Below are 16,862 nucleotides of genomic sequence, written 5' to 3' on the forward strand. Positions count from 1 at the left end.
AGGGTGCGTATCAATGGTTACAAAGCTGGAAGAATACAATCGGAAAAGAAATTTTGAAAAAACCGAAGAACCAGAGGGTGAATCGGAAAATCCCGAAGAACGCCTGAAATTTGTCGTTCAGCATCATATTGCCCGCAGGGATCATTTCGACTTCCGCCTCGAATGGGACGGGGTACTTTTAAGCTGGGCGGTACCCAAGGGTCCTTCCTATGATACCCACGATAAGAGGCTTGCCGTACAGGTGGAAGACCATCCACTGGAATACAGAAACTTTGAGGGGCTGATTCCCAAGGGCGAATACGGCGGCGGAGTCGTAATGCTCTGGGACGAAGGTTTCTGGGAACCTCAGGCGGATGCAGCGGAAGGACTCCGTACAGGCTCGCTTAAGTTTATCCTGAAAGGCAAAAGACTAAAGGGGAAATGGGCTTTGATCCGAATGAAAGCAAAAGCGGACGAGACCCGAAGCAACTGGCTTCTGCTCAAAGAAAAAGATGATTACAGCAAAACCGGCGATGGAATTTCCGGGTTCACCACAAGCGTCCGGACCGGACGCACCCTAGAGGAAATTGAAAAAGGCGAGGGTGAAAAATTCACCCGTAATCCTTTTGAAAAGGCAGATGTACAGCTTGCCAGACTTGTCGGCACGGTTCCCGAAGGCGAGGACTGGCTTTACGAGGTAAAGTACGACGGCTACAGGATTCTGGCGTTTATGGAAGGCAACAACGTTCGGCTGCAAACCCGCAGCGGCAACGATTATACAGACCGGTTTCCGGAAGTCGCCAATTCCCTTATTGATCTGGCCGCCGGAAGGGCAATGGTTCTGGACGGTGAAATAGCGGTCACGGACGTCCACGGCAGGACGGATTTTCAGGCTCTTCAAAACCATATGAAAGCTCCGAAAGGTAAAAACTGCATCTATATCGTTTTTGACCTTCTGGCCCTGGACGGAGCGGACCTAAGGGGACAGCGCCTGATTGACAGAAAAGAAGCGCTTGGAACCCTTATGAAGAGTTCACCGAAAAATCTTTATTATTGCCAGCATATCAAAGGCAATGGAAAAGAAAGCTTTGCGGCCGCCGGTCAGGCGAATCTGGAAGGAATTATAGGTAAAAAAGCCGACTCCGTATACAGCGGGACCAGAAACGGTGACTGGATCAAGCTTAAATGTGATAAAAGGCAGGAATTCGTCATTGGAGGATATACCCTGTCCGATAAAAAGACAAGCGGGGTAAGCTCGCTGCTCCTTGGCGTTTATAAAGGAGAAAAACTGGTCTATGCCGGACGGGCCGGAACGGGCCTGAGCGCCCGCAGCGCGGCAGAGCTTGAGCATCAGTTTAAAAGTTTAGAAAGAGGATCCGCTCCTTTCAGCCAGGCGCCCCAGGAGAGAACTCACGAAAAAATCACCTGGCTTGAACCCCGATTGGTTGCGGAAATCAAGTTCGCACAGTGGACCGAAGAAAATCTGCTGCGGCAGGCAAGCTTCAAGGGCCTGCGGACCGATAAAAACCCAAAGGATATCAAAAAGGAGGAAGCGGATGATGAGGCAGAGCCTCGGGCATCCGCCAAAAATGTGGAGAAACCCATGAAAGCAGCTGACGATGACCTTATCATAGAAGGCGTTAAGATTACCCACCCGGAAAAGATCATGTTTCACGATCCTGACATAACCAAGGCGGATGTGATCCGGTATTATGAAAAAGCAGCGGCGCACATGCTGCCCTATGTATCCAACAGAATTTTAAGCATCGTACGCTGTCCCAAGGGAATATCACAGAGCTGCTTTTTTAAAAAGCATCCCGGTTCGGACAGTAAAGGGGTCGTTTCAGTATCGATCCCCACCAACGATGGGGAAACGGAAGATTATTTCTATATTGAGAATGTGTCCGGACTGATATCCGAAGCACAGATGGGTACGCTGGAATTTCATACCTGGGGGAGCAGGATAGACAAGCTTGAAAACCCCGACGTAATGGTATTTGACCTTGATCCTGACGAGGGAATGGACCTCGAAACGGTGCGCCAGGGGGTGAAAGATGTCAAAAGCATTCTTGCCGAGCTCTCGCTCAACTCGTACCTTAAGACCAGCGGCGGCAAAGGGTACCATGTGGTCGTCCCTTTCAAACCCGTTGCTTCGTGGGATGTGTTCCACGATTTTGCAAAACGCATTGCCGAAGTGATGGAACAGAAGTGGCCCGACCGTTATACGAGCAATATCCGGAAGGAAAAACGGAAAAACAAAATCTTTATCGATTGGATCCGAAACGGCAGGGGCGCTACAAGTGTTTCACCCTATTCCATAAGAGCGAGAGAAGGGGCCAAAGTGTCCATGCCGATCGCCTGGGATGAACTTGAAACGGTTGCCCCCGACGGCATTACTATGGAGGATGCACTCCAGAGGATCGGCGGCAATGACCCCTGGAAAGATTTTTTTCAAAATAATCAGGTGTTAAAATAAGCAAATCGGTCAATGAACGGTGGCTGGTATTTTGGAACATTTTGAAATGTCCGAAGATCAGCCGCCGTTTTTTATGTCCGGCCCCACACCATTATTGCTTTTTGATGGCGGCGGAATTACTTGGAACTCCGGCTGTGGAGAGGATATATAAAGCTCCTCGCATTCTCGCTGTGCCGTAATCAGGATGTTGACAGCCTGTTCGGAAGTCCGTAACATTTTTAAATACATTTCTTTGTAATCTGGCATAAAGATTCTCCTATTGCACTATATTAGTGCAATGATACCATAAATAACCTGTAAAATCAATACATAGTTGCACCTGAATAAGTGCAGTGAGGTATTGGATATGAATTATCAGTATAGTAAAGCAGTTGGAAAAAATCTTAGCACTATCCGGCAGTTAAAAGGCTTAACACAGGAGCAGTTATCTGCCCAACTGCAGGTTATCGGTTGTGATATTACCAGAAGTGCTTTGGCAAAAATTGAAGTAGGACAGCGTCATCTATATCCAGACGAGATAAAAGCGTTGAAAACAGTGCTTGAAATTCGGTATGAAGATTTGTTTGTTTAGCGGATAAGATGGGAAATATTTTTTGCTTTGATTTGAAGACGCGTCAATATCAGAATGACATAAAAAGGAAAGCACCCTTTGGGGTGCTTTCCTTTTTTGGTGTGATGCCCACAGAGAACTTCGGAGAGGCAGAAATATAAAGAGCCGTCTTAACGTTTCCCTGGCAGATTGGATTTTAAATAGCAGATTCTGTGTATTGTTTGATATACTATTGATGAAAAGACCATGACGGAAAATCGGGTATTTCCGTCTTACATGAGATAGGGAAATTTAAGGGAGGAAAAATCTATGAGGGCAACAGGCATTGTCCGCAAAATTGATAACACGGGGCGTATTGTCGTTCCAAAAGAGCTTCGCGAAATCAATGGAATCGAGGACGGAGATCCGATCGAGTTCTATACGGATGACGAAGAAAATATTATCCTGCACAAATATGTGCCATATGAGGATTGGACGAAAGAAGAGCTGCGCGAAGCGCTGTTCGCGGCCGCAAAGGATGCCGGAAGAAACCCGGAGGAATATCTCGACAAAGTGAGAAAAAAACCAAAAGCGTAATAAACCCCGGATATCCTGCGGAAACCGCGGAACAAACAAAAAAAGAGGCTCCTGCCTTACGGCAGGAGCCGAATGGAACCATTAGAAATGGTTAATCCATGTTACAAAAGCATCCACATAGCTTTTCAGAAACGATATGGTATTTTCTGAAGCCAGTTTACCGTCAGGTCCCAGAACGTCCGTTACATTTCCAAGATACGCTTCCGGCTGCTGCATCGTGTAAACGTTCAAAAACACCAAAGACTGACGTAGATGGTGGTTTGCGCCGAAGGCACTCAGTTTCCCCGGGGATACACTGATGATTGCTCCGGGCTTTGCGTCCCAGACGCTTTTCCCATATGGACGGGAGCCTACATCAAGCGCGTTTTTCAATACGGCAGGGACGGAACGGTTGTATTCCGGCGTTACAAACAGAAATGCATCCAATTTGCCGACAGCTTGTCTGAATTCAGTCCAGGAAGCAGGCGGAGCGGAAGTATCGTCATAATCCTGATTATATAATTCAAGACTTCCGATATCGATGATTTGCGCGGTAAAATCTTCCGGCATAAGATCAATGACATTTTGAGCGATCTTTTTGCTGAAAGAATCTTTTCGAAGACTTCCTACAAAGACGCCAATTGCTTTTTTGCTCATATTAGGTCACCCCTTAAAAGTATTTGATATGTTTATTATAGCATTATTTATTTAAAAAGCGAACGTTAATATTAAAAAAGCCGCCCTAACGCCTGGGCGGCCCAAAAAAAATAGGAGGAATGCCAATTGTGTAATTGACAATTAAATAGTAACAAATTTGTAATTATTTTGCAAAGGTAATTTATGGAAATAGAGAAGCCGCTCCAATTAAGGAGCGGCAACAGAGGGGTATTAATGAAAAAGAAGTATATGATTCCTCATATAGGACTTGTAAGCTGTTTGGTATGATTAAAGTATAATGGCCCAATGTGAAATCGGCGTGAAGATTGGGTTAAAATTCTACTAATTTAAAAAGGCCGCTCCTGTTACAGAGCGGCCCGGATAGAGAAAAAAACAGAAAAGAAGTTTGATAGAAGGATTGGCAGGAAAAAACCAAATTATTCAAAAGCCGGGTGTTTTATTTTGCGGACTCCCTCAGCCCGGTAAGTATTTCAATGTGCCTTTCTTCATCAAGGATGATCCGTTTGAATAAATTCTGGATTTGGGTGTCTCCGATCTGTCGGATCATTCTTTGATAATGCGCAATGGCGGACTTTTCTCCTTCAATGTCGGACTGAATAATCTGTGCAAAGGTATTGCGGTACATGGGGAAACTCCCGCTCCAGTACCTTCCGGATAAGCATGATCGGAGCAGCGGGGCGTTACCCAATTGTAATACGAGATCACCTAACAGTCTCCAATGAATCATTTCTACTTGTATGATTGCCCCGTATGCCTCATATGAATTTGCCAAATCCTTTAAATACAGGCGGTGTACCCCATATTGGGCGATGGCGGTTGATTCGGACCCTTCTCCCGCATATCCGTCTGAAATGATTGACGCATATCTGCAATTTTTTTCAGTAACAGTTACAACCGGATATGGTTCGTCGACCCTGGCGGACAGATAGGTGCCGCTGGCATTGTCGTTCATATTCTCACCTCACAGAATCATATGCGGAAATTCGGAGGCAGATTACTTTTGTGTTCAGAGACGATCTTCAAGGCGCTTTTCTATGTATGATGGCACCCACTGTCAGTGAGCGCCACGATCTGCTATTTACATCTGCGGCAGCAACAGCCACGCCTACAGCCACATCCCGCTAAAATCAGAAATGGTATTAGCCAACACATATTTGGTTCCACCTTTCGATCGGAGTTGTTACATACTATGATTTTCAAATATAGCTTGTCAATATGGGAAACAGGAATGCAAAGGGGGAACATTTTTAGGCATATCCCTTTGCCGGCAGGACGGGAATACCGAAGGTTGGCTGAACCCCGAATATGGCTTTTGAGGGCTCGCGCTTGCTGAATTTTTTTCTTTATGCTATACTGCAAATTACAGAACAGTTTACCGATATGTATGATGAACAGCGTGTCAATAGGGAGCAGGAAGAGTTCTGATTTCCATATAAAACGCTGGGAAGGATAATGGATATGAAAAAACGCACGATTAAAAAAATAATCCGGGGACAAAGAGCGACGGATGGTGCCGGAGTGCGGCTTGTCCGTGTGGTCGGATACCATGACGTGGAAGATTTCGACCCGTTTTTGATGCTGGATTCCTTTGATTCTACAGACCCGTCGGACTATATCGCCGGGTTTCCCATGCATCCGCACAGAGGAATCGAGACCATTACTTATTTGATTTCCGGAAAGATAGAACACGAAGACAGTCTGGGAAATAAAGGGACCATTCATGCGGGAGAGAGCCAGTGGATGACAGCGGGAGGCGGCATTCTGCACCAGGAAATGCCGAAAGACGACGGCAGAATGCTCGGATTTCAGCTGTGGCTGAACCTGCCCCGCGCAGAAAAGATGACCGCCCCGGCATATTTGAGCATTACGCCGGAAATGATGGGTCATGCTGCAAAAGAGAACGCTGATATCCGTGTCCTGTCAGAAAGTTTTGAGGATGCAGCGGGGGTGACTCCGGCCCATATACCGGCAGCGATTTATGACATAGCACTTTCGGAGGGCGGAAAAATTGAGCTCCCGACAAAAAAGGATGAAACCGTATTTGTATTCCTGATCGAAGGGAACGCCGTTATTGACGGTCAGCTGATTTTATCAAAATCGGCCGTATTGTTTGAGGAAGGGGACTATCTCTCCGTGTCGGCAGAGCCTGACTCTGCGCTGCGTATGATTTTCTTTTCCGGGAAGCCTTTGCACGAGCCGATTGCCTGGGGCGGCCCGATTGTAATGAATACCCGTGAGGAGCTGAATCTCGCCTTTGACGAGTTAGACCGGGGAACCTTTATCAAGCGGTGACGGGAAAACCCGTTTGTTACAGCGCCCGCTGTGAACGGATGTACGCGGTTCGGTGCGCATGGAACGAAAATTTACGATAAGGAAAATCCCCTGACGTCTGTCAGGGGATTTGTTTTTCGCATCATTTTCAGCAAGTTCCGGATATTGATTGAATGAGGCGAAGAAGATCTTCCAGTGTGCAGATTTCTTCACCGCTGCCGGTAACTGCGTTCTGTACATTGGTAGGCAGTGATAAAAAGTACTGACTAATATCCTTGTTCGATGCTAAAAGATCCTGTAAACCCTGAGCCATAAAAATCACCTCATAAATAGTTTACGATAAGCGGGTTAAATTATACAGGGCATTTCAGCAGAATATGGAATGATTTATCAAGCTACCCCAAAAAATGATCTGTGTTCACCGAATAATCTATCGTACGATTAATTCTCATTGTATAAATAACGGATAATCTTTTCAATATTGTAGAAAATGAATCATAAATACAATATATGATCGCTGCAAACCATAAGAATGAATGGAGGTATTATGGCTGAATTATCAAAATTATTCCCATGCCGTGTAGGGGACACGATATACTCTTTCGGATGGAATATGCAAAATTGCAAATACGTACTTTTAGAGGAAAAGTGTTTGGGCTTTAATGTCCGCTCGGATGAAGGATACAGCATACTGCTCAAGGGGGAAAAATTTGAATATCTGAGAAGCGATGAAAAATACAGAAAGAACTGGTTTACCTTCCTTGATGAGGCAAAAACAAAATTAGAATTGCTGAATCAGCGGTATCATACGGAAGAGGATAAAAAAGAATAGACACTCTGGCGGAAAAATGAACTGGGGGGTAATTCAATGTTTTCATTGGTCGCCGTCGTAGCGGCAGTCGCTGTGCTTGCAGTAATCGCCGGATTAATTGCGTACGCGGTCTACAGAGACCATCAAGAATAAAATAAGACATCGATTTATCAATTTTATTCTTGAAAATCATTAATTATTTTGCTATAATATAATTAAAATTGGGCTTTTATAATAGGGGAATAGGTTTGTGCACGGACCTATAATACAATAATTAGCTCAATTCACATTGGCGACCCTCTCAGCTGCCTTCTGGCGGTTGGGAGGGCTTTTTCACACCTTGCCTGCCCCGGCCATATTTATGGAGAAGACATTTAACCATGATGCATCCTGCCCGTCAGGGTGAATTTTGCAGAGGGGGAGTATGGAAAGATGTGTACGGCTATTACATTACAGTCTCAACAGATGGAAAACTTTTTTGGACGTACGATGGATTTTTCTTATGATATTGAACCAAAGCTTTATGTTATGCCCCAGAATTATTTGTGGGGCAATGTCCTCAACGGAAATCACTTTTATAACCGCTACAGCTTTATGGGAATCGGTCAGGAAACGGATGGAATGCTTGGGTTTTTCGACGGCGTGAATGAAAAGGGGTTTGCGGCAGCCGCGTTGTATTTCGCCGGTTATGCGCAGTTTGACTCGCAAATAAAAGAGGGTGGAAAAGAGCCCGTCGCGTCCCTGGACTTTCTGCATTATATGTTAGGAAGATGCGGGTCCGTGGAGGACTTGAAAAGGCTGATCCCTCATATCTCCCTTATTGGACTTCAGGATCCCGTAACACGGACTGTCGCGCCGCTTCATTGGATTGCCACAGATAAAGGCGGGGAATGCGCCGTGGTTGAACAGACCGAAAGGGGTCTGGAAATATTCTCAAATCCGATCGGGGTTATGGCCAACAGCCCTGACTTTTCATGGCATATGACAAACCTGAGAAATTATGCAGAGGTATCTCCAAAACAGGCCGAGGAAGCTTACTGGGGGAAAATCCAGCTAAAGCCGTTTGGGCAGGCAGCGGGAACTATGCTGCTTCCGGGAGGGTATACTTCTCCGGAGCGATTTGTGAGAGCCGCATACCTGAAGACTCATGTGCAGACGCCCCTGGACAGAACGGAAGCGGCCATAACATGCTTTCACATTATGGAAAGCGTCACAATTCCAAAAGGTGCTGTGACGACGAGCCGCGACACTTACGATTACACCAAATATATCGCGTTTATGAATACAAATACCTGCGAATATTTTTTCAGAACGTATCGCAATCCCCAGATTGCGACGGCCTGCCTTTGGAATTACCAATACAGCACCCAGCCGATCTGCATAGGGAATCTGCTCCGACCGGTTGCATTCGATAAAGTCTGATTTATAAAAAATCCTCCGATTGTCCGCAAGGACAACGGAGGATAAAAATCACGGAATATTGAGTACAGCAAAGGACTGCTTTTTATTTTTTTACCACGGGGATATAGATATCGCAGACTTTTCCGGATTCGGACATGCAGCGGTCGTCGTACCGTTCGAAATCCGCACATTCCGGCGCGTATTCGTATCCGGATTTCGGGAACCATTCATTGAAAATATACTGCCATACTCCCTGAATGGTGGATACAAAGCTTGAGGCGTCACAGGGAGGCGTCGAAAAGACGGCATAGGTTGCACACGGCAGTTCGCAGGTATGGTAGCCGTTTGGAATCACCGTGCCTTCCTTCGGCTCTACGCCGATCACATATTCAAATTCTCCGCTTTCCGGGTTCGCCGGGAAGCATGCGCCGTATTCGTCATGCTGTTTGACAAAGCTTTCGGAGTGAAGCTTCTCCATCCTTCCGTCACTCATATAGTCGTTCCAGAAGGCTGGGATGGCTTTGCTGTTTTCGCCGTCGGCCGAGGTCGTTTTCAGGGCGAAGCCCGCGAGTTTGACAGCGGGCAGGGAAACAAATTTCGGTTCCAAAAGAATTCCTCCAATCAGATATTTATTCATACAGAGAAGACTGGGAAGCGCCGGTCGGCTGCAGTGGGCATGCAGCCGGTAAATTTCCGGGGAACATCCGAAATAGCGGCGGAAGGCTTTACTGAAGCCCGAATGCGTTTCAAATCCGTATTTCAGAGCGATGTCGAGGATTCGCTGACCGGAACTGAGCTCATGCGCGGCAAAAGCGAGACGCCGGCTTCTCACATAGCCCATTACCGGATATCCGGTACCCCACTGGAAGATCCGGCAGAAATACCATGTGGAAAAACCGGCATGCGCCGCCAGAAGCTCTGTGCCGAGATCGTCCGTAATATGTCCGTCGACGTATTCCAGAATGTCCTGCAGTATTTCTGTAGTATCCATCAGCGATCCCCCTAACCGTACGGTAAATCCAGTATAGCATAATTTAAAAAAGATGCTGTTCCAAAATTGCGTAATTCAGAATAGAAAACTGTTTTTGCGCTTATTTATGTATTATGATTACAGCAACTCCAATTCGGTTTGCGAGACAAAACACATTCCTTGTTGCAGAATCAACTGGAAATGTTGTAATAATGACGGCTAAAAAGGAGTTGAACACGATCCTTTGATAGATTATAATAAAATCAAAGATCATGATTCCTGCTTTCACCGGGCGGCAGTCCATGCAGTGTGCCGTAAGCGTCGGATTGGCTATAGCCGCCGGTACGATTGGACAGATGGAAAAGCAGGGGAAAGTTTTCTCATCGATAGACGGGACCCGTATGAATATCACGACAGGGAGGAGACAGCTTGGGAGGATTGGGATTTTCTTATATCGGATTGATTTTTTTATGCTGCCTGTTTATTCCCAATATTTTCTACGGGTTAAACCTGCCGGTGGATTTTAAGGAAATAAAGGAAAACAAAATACTGCTGGTTTTTGAGAGAGTCGGCCAGATCCTGACTACCACGCTGGTATTGATTTTTGATGACCTCAATATACGGAAAATCGATTTCTGGACGATATGGTTAGGCGCCGCCGGTTTTCTCATGCTCTTATATCTGATGTGCTGGGGAAGGTATTTTACCGGTAAGCATGTATCCGTGGATTTTTACAGGCCTTTTTGGGGAATCCCGTTGCCGCTGGCTGTTTTGCCGGTGGCTGCGGTGTTCTTTTTGTCCGTTTATGCGCGGACGGTCTGGCTGGGCGCTGCCGCTATTGTTCTGGGCATCGGTCATATCGGCATTACGGCACAGAACTGGAACGTCCTAAAAAAACAGAAGCACCGGAATACAGGCCCTTTTCATTAAGCGGCGGCCGGATATATTCCAAATAATTGGATAGGAGAAGTCATAAATTTCTCCGGGAAAATGCGGCATTCAATGGCAGAATGCCCGCTTTCACCCGGAGAAGGACCGGACGGTATCCTATCAAGGAGGGTCATACATGGAAAAAATAGAATTTGTTTTTGACACGCAAATGCTGGTGGAAGGGGAGGGAATCCCCGCCGACGAGATCAGAGAGCATCTGGAGCAAACGCCGCCCGGTGACAGCCTGTTGGTCGTCGGTGATGAGGAACTGCTCCGGATACACTTTCACACGAATGAACCGTGGGAGGTAATGAAATACCTTTCACAGTTCGGCACGATTTATGACGTGGTTATTGAAAATATGCAGAAGCAGAGCGAAGTTTTCGGAAAGTAACGAAGGTGCATTATGGTCATCAAAACAATTGAAGCCAAAAAGGTAAATCTGGAATTGCTGCATCCGGTCGTTGTGGCGATTGGTTCCATCCATAGTTGCGAGACAGTTGTTGTTAAGGTGGAAACGGAGGAAGGAATTGTCGGATATGGGGAAGGCATCGGCGTTACCTTCGTAACCGGAGAAACCGTCGACACCATCCTGAGCGCAGTCGGAGTTCTGAAAAATGAGCTGATAGGACTGGATCCGTTTGCAATCGATCATATCCATAATGTGATGGACAGGACGCTTATCCATAACGCGTCCGCGAAAGCGGCGATCGATATCGCGCTTTACGATATCATGGGCAAGCACGCGAAAATGCCTTTGTACCGCCTGCTCGGAGGAATCGCGGACCAAATGGAAACCGATCTGACGGTTATGATCGGCACACCGGAGGAGATGACGGAAGAGGCCCTCCAAATCGTCGGAAGAGGGTTTCACCACATCAAAATAAAGGCGGGGCTTCATCCGGAAGAGGATGTGGAGGCGGTGCGCCGGATCAGGGAAGCGGTGGGGCCGCACATCCATCTGAAAATTGATGCGAATCAGGGCTGGTCCGCCGGGGATTCCATCCGGATCATCCAAAAAATGGCGGAACTGGGCGTGGAAGCGGTGGAACAGCCGGTTCCCGCATGGGATATTGACGGACTTGCCTATATTCGCTCCAAATCGCCGATTCCCATCATGGCGGATGAGAGCTGCTTTTCTCCTCAGGACGCCGCAAAACTGGTCAAAAAGGATGCGGTGGATATCATCAATATTAAACTCATGAAGTGCGGGGGCTTGTACAGAGCCTTACAGATTAACACCATAGCAGAGACGAACGGAGTCCGGTGTATGCTTGGCTGTATGATGGAAAGCCGGATCAGCATATCGGCGGGCGCGGCTCTTGTCGCCTCCAGACCTAATTTTATTTATGGAGACCTTGACAGCTTTTTCTATTTCAAAGAAAGTCCGGAAATTCGCGGCGGGTTCACCTGTAACGGCCCCCGGCTTCAATTATCCGAGGAGTACGGGTTGGGAATCAAAGTGGATTTTTAACGGATCATACCCCTCAATTCACACGGTCACGGACAAGGTTTATTTATGATGGGAAACAAAAGCGCCGTAAGGCGCTTTTTTGCTGTCCTGTTTATTTCAACCGCCTTGGGCAACCTATTTGGAGATGCATAGAATACAGCAGGGTAAATAAGATCAACGGGAAGGCGGACTCGCCGCCGAAATATCTGTCACGTTTTGTCGCTTTACGCATATTAATATTGTATTAAGATTTGGCTGTACAAATTGTAGATTGGTTCACAAAGGTTTATAATGATTCTCTATCAATGGGGAATACATATTTTATTAACAATTCCCTGTTCTCACTATTCTTCACGTTCTTTTCCAGCAAATGAAACTTTTATTCTTACAGAAAGAAGGATTGGCAAACAATTGAGTACCATGGAGAATACATCGAGTGATAAAGAAATCATTTATAAACTTCCCGTAGATAAAGCTTATGAGGCACTGGAAACGACTTCACAGGGGTTGACACAGGCGCAGGCGCAGGAGAGACAGAAGGAGCAGGGCAAAAACCTGATCACTTCCAAAAAGAAAAAATCCGCCGTTCTTACATTTTTGGGCAACTTCACCCATCTGATGGCTATTTTGCTGTGGGTGGCGGGTGCGGTGGCCTTTTTTGCGGGTATGCCTCAGCTGGGCGTGGCCGTCTGGCTGGTCAATGTCATCAACGGCGTATTCAGCTTCTGGCAGGAAAGCCGTGCCGATAAGGCCACGGAGGCTCTGAAGAACATGCTGCCCTCGTATGTGCGGGTGATCCGGAATGGTGAAGAGCAGAAAATTCTGGCCGAGGATTTGGTTACCGGCGATATTATGCTCCTGGAAGAAGGGGATAAAATATCCGCGGACGCCCGTCTGGTCGAATGCAACGACCTGCAGGTGGACCAGTCCACGCTGACGGGAGAGTCAAATCCGGTCCGTAAATTCAAGGACGCCGTATTGAAGGACGACCTGACGCGGGCTGAAACACCGAACCTCATCTTTGCGGGAACGAATGTTTCGGAGGGCAATGGAAAAGCCGTTGTCATGGGGATCGGCATGGGAACCGAGTTCGGTAAAATTGCGGACCTGACTCAGAACATGGAAAAAGAAGAAAGCCCTCTTCAAAAAGAGCTGAACCGCCTGACAAAGCAGATTTCCATCATTGCAATCCTGTTTGGTATCCTGTTTTTCCTGGCGTCATACTTTTTTGTAAACGAGCCCTTTGCCGCATCGTTTGTCTTTGCGCTGGGAATGATCGTCGCCTTTATTCCGGAAGGCTTGCTTCCCACCGTTACCCTGTCCCTTGCCATGGCTGTACAGCGCATGTCCAAGAGGAACGCTTTGGTCAAGAAGCTTTCGTCGGTGGAAACGCTGGGCAGCACTTCCGTTATCTGTACGGATAAAACCGGCACACTTACACAAAATGAAATGACGGTCAGCCATTTATGGCTGGCGGAAAAAGAATTTGACGTCACCGGCGTCGGCTACGAACCCAAAGGAGAAATCCTTGAGGGTGGAAAAAAGGTCACCGCCAGCGAAAATCAGGATCTGAAACTGCTGGTGACGGGCGCGGCCTTATGCAGCAATGCCCGTTTGCTGCCGCCGAACGAAGAATCGGCCCGCTACACGGTGCTGGGCGACCCGACGGAAGCCTGCCTGGGCGTGGTGGCGCAGAAGGCCGGAATTGACGTCCACAAACAGCTGGAACTGACACCGCGTTTGAGGGAGCTGCCTTTTGAATCGCGGCGTAAAAGAATGACGACGATCCATCAGCTGCAGAAAGCGATAGAGGGGACCGAACGCATCGCCTATGTGAAAGGTGCGCCGAAAGAGGTCATGAAGCTGAGCGAATTTATCCGTGTGAACGGCCAGGTTCAGCCGATGACGGAAGAGATGCGCCAGAAGATCATGGAGGCAAACGACGGATACGCCTACGAGGGTCTGCGCGTTCTGGCGGTTGCGTATCGTCTTCTGCACAAAGAGGACAACATCCCGAAAGCGATGAGCGCCTACACGCCCGAAACGATTGAGCAGAACCTGGTTTTTGTGGGACTGGTGGTCATGGCCGATCCTCCGCGTCCGGAGGTCGCCGCCGCCGTCGAGGAATGCCACCGTGCCGGTATCCGCATCATTATGATTACCGGAGACTACGGCCTGACGGCCGAGAGCATTGCGAAACGCATCGGCATTGTGGAAAGCCCGAACCCGCGCGTTGTGTCGGGTCTGGAGCTGGAAGAGCTTTCGGATGACCAGTTAAGGGAATATCTGAAGGATGAAATCATCTTTGCCCGTGTGGCGCCGGAGCAGAAGCTCCGCGTTGTGTCCAATCTGCAGGCAATGGGCGAAGTCGTCGCCGTAACGGGTGACGGCGTGAACGATTCTCCGGCGCTCAAGAAGGCCGATATCGGAGTAGCCATGGGCATTGCCGGTACGGATGTGGCCAAGGAAGCGGCGGATATGATTCTGACGGACGATAATTTTGCTTCGATTGTCCATGCTATTGAAGAAGGCCGCGCGGTTTACAGCAATATCCGGAAGTTCTTGCTTTACATTTTGAACTCCAATATGCCGGAGGCGGTTCCTTCCGCCATGTTCCTGTTTTCCCGCGGAGCCATTCCTTTGCCCCTGACGGTCATGCAGATCCTCACCATCGATTTGGGTACCGATATGCTGCCCGCACTGGGCCTGGGAACGGAAAAGCCGGAGGAAGGCATCATGGACCAGCCTCCGCGCAATCAAAAGGAATCTTTATTAACAAAAAAGCTGGTTGTCAAGGCGTTTTTGTGGTATGGTTTATTAGGGTCTATTGCTTCAGCGTTTTCTTACTTTTTTGTCAATCTGCAAAACGGGTGGCCCTCTGTGCCGCTTGCGGGCGGAGTGGATCCGGTCTATATCAAGGCGACTACCATGGCGCTTACCGGTATCGTCTTTTCCCAGATCGGTGCCGCGTTTAACTGCCGTACGGAAAAACAGTCTGTTTTCCATGTCGGCCTGTTCAGCAACAAACAGGTGAATTTCGGTATTATTTTTGAAATCATTCTGATTATTGCTCTGGTTTACCTGCCGCCTCTGCAGTCCGTTTTCCACACGGCTCCGCTTGATTTGCGTGATTTTCTGATTCTATGTGCCTGGCCTCCGTTGATTTTGGTGATTGAAGAAGTAAGAAAAGCGTTTTTGAGAAAGAAAATGGCCAAGCGTTATGAAAAAAGGACAGAGAGGTGAACGGCATGAAAGTGATCGTAGTAGGTTTAGGAAGAATGGGGACGGGACTGGCCCTCAATCTGATGAGAAAAGGACACCAGGTAACGGTGATTGATTCCAATCCGGAAGCTTTTCAGAATCTTGGAAAAGATTTCAGCGGAAACAAAGTGACCGGTATCGGGTTTGACCGGGACGTACTGAAAAAAGCCAGGATAGATCAGGTAGATGCTGTGGTATCCTGTACGGCGAGCGATGAAGCCAACGTAGTGATCGCGCGGATCGCCAAAAATATTTACCGTGTTCCCCGTGTGGTTGCGCGCCTTTATGATTCGACCAAGGCCGACCTTTACCGCCGGATCGGAATCCAGACCATTTCCACAACGGCGTGGGGCATCGAAAGGGCGACAGAGCTTTTGACGTACCACCAGATGGACAGTGTGTTTGAAATGGGGAACGGAAATGTGAATGTGGTGCGCATTGAAGTTCCGCCCCTGCTGGTCGGTCATGCGGTCAAAGAGATAACGGCGATTGGAGAAATCCATGTAACCGGTGTCAGCCGATACAATAAAACATTTATTCCAACGGCCGGTACCACTTTGGAGGCGGATGACATTCTTTATATTACGGTGGTTGCCTCCGCTGCCCACAAATTGAAATCGATGCTGGGATTGGCATAAAAAGGGGGAATTGAAATGAAAGTCATCATTATAGGCGGAGGACAGGTCGGTTCCTATCTTGCCACCCTGCTGCTTTCCAACGGCCACGAGATACGGGTGATTGAGCACCGCGAAAGTGTTTTTCATAAGCTGGAAAAAGAGCTGCCTCACGAAACCCTGGTGTTCGGCAACGGCTCGGACCCGGAAGTGCTGGAAAGCGTAGGCATCGCTTCCGCAAACGTAGTCGCCGCCGTTACCGGTGCGGATGAAATCAATCTGGTTGTTTCCACCCTTGCCAAAATGGAATTTGGCGTGCCGAGAGTGGTTGCCAGAGTCAATAATCCAAAAAACGCCTGGCTGTTCAACAGCGGCATGGGCGTGGATATCGGTGTGAACCAAGCGGAGCTGATGGCACACTTCGTGGTGGAAGAAATGAACATGAAGGATATGTTCACGCTCCTGAAGCTCAACCGCGGAGATTATTCGATTGTCCAGATGAAGGTTCAGCCGAATTCCAAGGCTGCCAATCAGCTTCTGAAAGATTTGTCCATCCCGAAGAAAACAGTGCTGATCGCGATTACGCGCGACAGCTCCACACTGATCCCCAAGGGAGATACCCAAATTCTGGAGGATGACGATATACTGGCGCTGACCGACGACGCAAGCCGCGCAGAGCTGAAGGAAATCTTCAGCTGAGAAAACAAAATAAAAGGACCTGCACACGCAGGTCCTTTTATTTTGCTTTAAAACCGGCAGAGAGATAAGGTATCGTGCCAATCTGCCAGAGAAACGGCGGCAGTTGAGGAAGGTTGATTTTTACCATTTTCTTCTTTATAATACAAGTAGAAGCAATAAAGAGATAAGTCTGCCTTTGGGTAAAAAGGAATTGATTTTGAAAGAGAGTGAATCC

16 protein-coding genes are annotated in these 16,862 nt (G+C 47.8%); 12 read left to right on the forward strand and 4 right to left on the reverse strand.

The window, feature by feature from the left end; translation table 11 throughout:
• Positions 1 to 13 precede the first annotated feature (13 nt).
• Positions 14 to 2,455: a DNA ligase D gene (gene ligD, locus LY85_RS18625; RefSeq protein WP_141827847.1), complete on the forward strand. Its 2,442-nt coding sequence runs from the start codon at positions 14 to 16 to the stop codon at positions 2,453 to 2,455.
• A 57-nt stretch (positions 2,456 to 2,512) separates the two neighbouring features.
• On the opposite strand, the gene LY85_RS18630 is transcribed toward ligD, so the two are convergent.
• Positions 2,513 to 2,701, reverse strand: coding sequence for a hypothetical protein (locus LY85_RS18630; protein WP_141827848.1), 189 nt, complete (start codon positions 2,699 to 2,701; stop codon positions 2,513 to 2,515).
• Positions 2,702 to 2,801: 100 nt separating this feature from the next.
• Here LY85_RS18630 and LY85_RS18635 point away from each other — a divergent pair, with 100 nt between their 5' ends.
• Together LY85_RS18635 and LY85_RS18640 are read left to right on the forward strand one after the other, a co-directional pair.
• Complete coding sequence (locus LY85_RS18635; RefSeq protein WP_141827849.1) at positions 2,802 to 3,026, forward strand: helix-turn-helix transcriptional regulator; 225 nt, start codon at positions 2,802 to 2,804, stop codon at positions 3,024 to 3,026.
• Positions 3,027 to 3,314: 288 nt separating this feature from the next.
• Entirely contained in the window at positions 3,315 to 3,581 is a 267-nt protein-coding gene (locus LY85_RS18640; RefSeq protein WP_052010497.1) for an AbrB/MazE/SpoVT family DNA-binding domain-containing protein, read from the forward strand.
• A gap of 81 nt (positions 3,582 to 3,662) precedes the next feature.
• Here LY85_RS18640 and LY85_RS18645 read toward each other — a convergent pair whose 3' ends face one another.
• Both LY85_RS18645 and LY85_RS19425 read right to left on the reverse strand, forming a co-directional pair.
• The gene (locus LY85_RS18645; RefSeq protein ID WP_141827850.1) at positions 3,663 to 4,217 is read right to left on the reverse strand and encodes an NAD(P)H-dependent oxidoreductase; all 555 of its coding nucleotides are present in this window, start codon (positions 4,215 to 4,217) and stop codon (positions 3,663 to 3,665) included.
• A 457-nt stretch (positions 4,218 to 4,674) separates the two neighbouring features.
• Positions 4,675 to 4,863: a ferritin family protein gene (locus LY85_RS19425; RefSeq protein WP_185741291.1), complete on the reverse strand. Its 189-nt coding sequence runs from the start codon at positions 4,861 to 4,863 to the stop codon at positions 4,675 to 4,677.
• An 833-nt stretch (positions 4,864 to 5,696) separates the two neighbouring features.
• Between LY85_RS19425 and LY85_RS18655 the strand changes: the two genes are divergently transcribed.
• The 3 genes from LY85_RS18655 to LY85_RS18665 all read left to right on the forward strand — a co-directional run bounded on the left by LY85_RS18655 (position 5,697) and on the right by LY85_RS18665 (position 8,742).
• Positions 5,697 to 6,530, forward strand: a complete 834-nt coding sequence (locus LY85_RS18655; protein WP_141828207.1) for a pirin family protein — start codon at positions 5,697 to 5,699, stop codon at positions 6,528 to 6,530.
• Positions 6,531 to 7,056: 526 nt separating this feature from the next.
• A complete protein-coding gene (locus LY85_RS18660; protein WP_141827852.1) occupies positions 7,057 to 7,341 on the forward strand; it encodes a hypothetical protein in 285 nt (94 codons plus the stop codon).
• A 411-nt stretch (positions 7,342 to 7,752) separates the two neighbouring features.
• The gene (locus LY85_RS18665; RefSeq protein ID WP_141827853.1) at positions 7,753 to 8,742 is read left to right on the forward strand and encodes a choloylglycine hydrolase family protein; all 990 of its coding nucleotides are present in this window, start codon (positions 7,753 to 7,755) and stop codon (positions 8,740 to 8,742) included.
• 82 nt (positions 8,743 to 8,824) lie between these two features.
• Here the strand turns inward: LY85_RS18665 and LY85_RS18670 are convergent, their stop codons facing one another.
• A complete protein-coding gene (locus LY85_RS18670) occupies positions 8,825 to 9,712 on the reverse strand; it encodes an AraC family transcriptional regulator (protein ID WP_141827854.1) in 888 nt (295 codons plus the stop codon).
• A 408-nt stretch (positions 9,713 to 10,120) separates the two neighbouring features.
• Here LY85_RS18670 and LY85_RS18675 point away from each other — a divergent pair, with 408 nt between their 5' ends.
• The 6 genes from LY85_RS18675 to LY85_RS18700 all read left to right on the forward strand — a co-directional run bounded on the left by LY85_RS18675 (position 10,121) and on the right by LY85_RS18700 (position 16,648).
• Positions 10,121 to 10,621, forward strand: coding sequence for a hypothetical protein (locus LY85_RS18675; protein WP_141827855.1), 501 nt, complete (start codon positions 10,121 to 10,123; stop codon positions 10,619 to 10,621).
• Between the two features lie 136 nt (positions 10,622 to 10,757).
• Positions 10,758 to 11,015, forward strand: a complete 258-nt coding sequence (locus LY85_RS18680; RefSeq protein ID WP_038323617.1) for a dihydroxyacetone kinase — start codon at positions 10,758 to 10,760, stop codon at positions 11,013 to 11,015.
• A 12-nt stretch (positions 11,016 to 11,027) separates the two neighbouring features.
• The gene (locus LY85_RS18685) at positions 11,028 to 12,095 is read left to right on the forward strand and encodes a dipeptide epimerase (RefSeq protein ID WP_141827856.1); all 1,068 of its coding nucleotides are present in this window, start codon (positions 11,028 to 11,030) and stop codon (positions 12,093 to 12,095) included.
• A 399-nt stretch (positions 12,096 to 12,494) separates the two neighbouring features.
• Entirely contained in the window at positions 12,495 to 15,317 is a 2,823-nt protein-coding gene (locus tag LY85_RS18690; protein WP_141828208.1) for a cation-transporting P-type ATPase, read from the forward strand.
• Between the two features lie 5 nt (positions 15,318 to 15,322).
• Positions 15,323 to 15,973: a TrkA family potassium uptake protein gene (locus LY85_RS18695; RefSeq protein WP_141827857.1), complete on the forward strand. Its 651-nt coding sequence runs from the start codon at positions 15,323 to 15,325 to the stop codon at positions 15,971 to 15,973.
• 15 nt (positions 15,974 to 15,988) lie between these two features.
• Positions 15,989 to 16,648 carry a TrkA family potassium uptake protein gene (locus LY85_RS18700; RefSeq protein ID WP_141827858.1) on the forward strand — a complete coding sequence of 220 codons (660 nt, stop codon included), beginning with the start codon at positions 15,989 to 15,991 and terminating at the stop codon, positions 16,646 to 16,648.
• Positions 16,649 to 16,862: the final 214 nt, after the last annotated feature.

The organism is Clostridium sp. KNHs216 (assembly GCF_006714885.1).
Taxonomy (GTDB): domain Bacteria; phylum Bacillota; class Clostridia; order Oscillospirales; family Acutalibacteraceae; genus Caproiciproducens.

Excerpts from the sequence above, each read along its gene's own strand:
- LY85_RS18670 (WP_141827854.1), bottom strand. The coding sequence starts at position 9,712 with ATGGATACTACAGAAATACTGCAGGACATTCTGGAATACGTCGACGGA.
- LY85_RS18660 (WP_141827852.1), top strand. The coding sequence starts at position 7,057 with ATGGCTGAATTATCAAAATTATTCCCATGCCGTGTAGGGGACACGATA.
- LY85_RS18655 (WP_141828207.1), top strand. The coding sequence starts at position 5,697 with ATGAAAAAACGCACGATTAAAAAAATAATCCGGGGACAAAGAGCGACG.
- LY85_RS18685 (WP_141827856.1), top strand. The coding sequence starts at position 11,028 with ATGGTCATCAAAACAATTGAAGCCAAAAAGGTAAATCTGGAATTGCTG.
- ligD (WP_141827847.1), top strand. The coding sequence starts at position 14 with ATGGTTACAAAGCTGGAAGAATACAATCGGAAAAGAAATTTTGAAAAA.
- LY85_RS18640 (WP_052010497.1), top strand. The coding sequence starts at position 3,315 with ATGAGGGCAACAGGCATTGTCCGCAAAATTGATAACACGGGGCGTATT.
- LY85_RS18645 (WP_141827850.1), bottom strand. The coding sequence starts at position 4,217 with ATGAGCAAAAAAGCAATTGGCGTCTTTGTAGGAAGTCTTCGAAAAGAT.
- LY85_RS18630 (WP_141827848.1), bottom strand. The coding sequence starts at position 2,701 with ATGCCAGATTACAAAGAAATGTATTTAAAAATGTTACGGACTTCCGAA.
- LY85_RS18690 (WP_141828208.1), top strand. The coding sequence starts at position 12,495 with ATGGAGAATACATCGAGTGATAAAGAAATCATTTATAAACTTCCCGTA.
- LY85_RS18700 (WP_141827858.1), top strand. The coding sequence starts at position 15,989 with ATGAAAGTCATCATTATAGGCGGAGGACAGGTCGGTTCCTATCTTGCC.
- LY85_RS19425 (WP_185741291.1), bottom strand. The coding sequence starts at position 4,863 with ATGTACCGCAATACCTTTGCACAGATTATTCAGTCCGACATTGAAGGA.
- LY85_RS18695 (WP_141827857.1), top strand. The coding sequence starts at position 15,323 with ATGAAAGTGATCGTAGTAGGTTTAGGAAGAATGGGGACGGGACTGGCC.
- LY85_RS18635 (WP_141827849.1), top strand. The coding sequence starts at position 2,802 with ATGAATTATCAGTATAGTAAAGCAGTTGGAAAAAATCTTAGCACTATC.
- LY85_RS18680 (WP_038323617.1), top strand. The coding sequence starts at position 10,758 with ATGGAAAAAATAGAATTTGTTTTTGACACGCAAATGCTGGTGGAAGGG.
- LY85_RS18665 (WP_141827853.1), top strand. The coding sequence starts at position 7,753 with ATGTGTACGGCTATTACATTACAGTCTCAACAGATGGAAAACTTTTTT.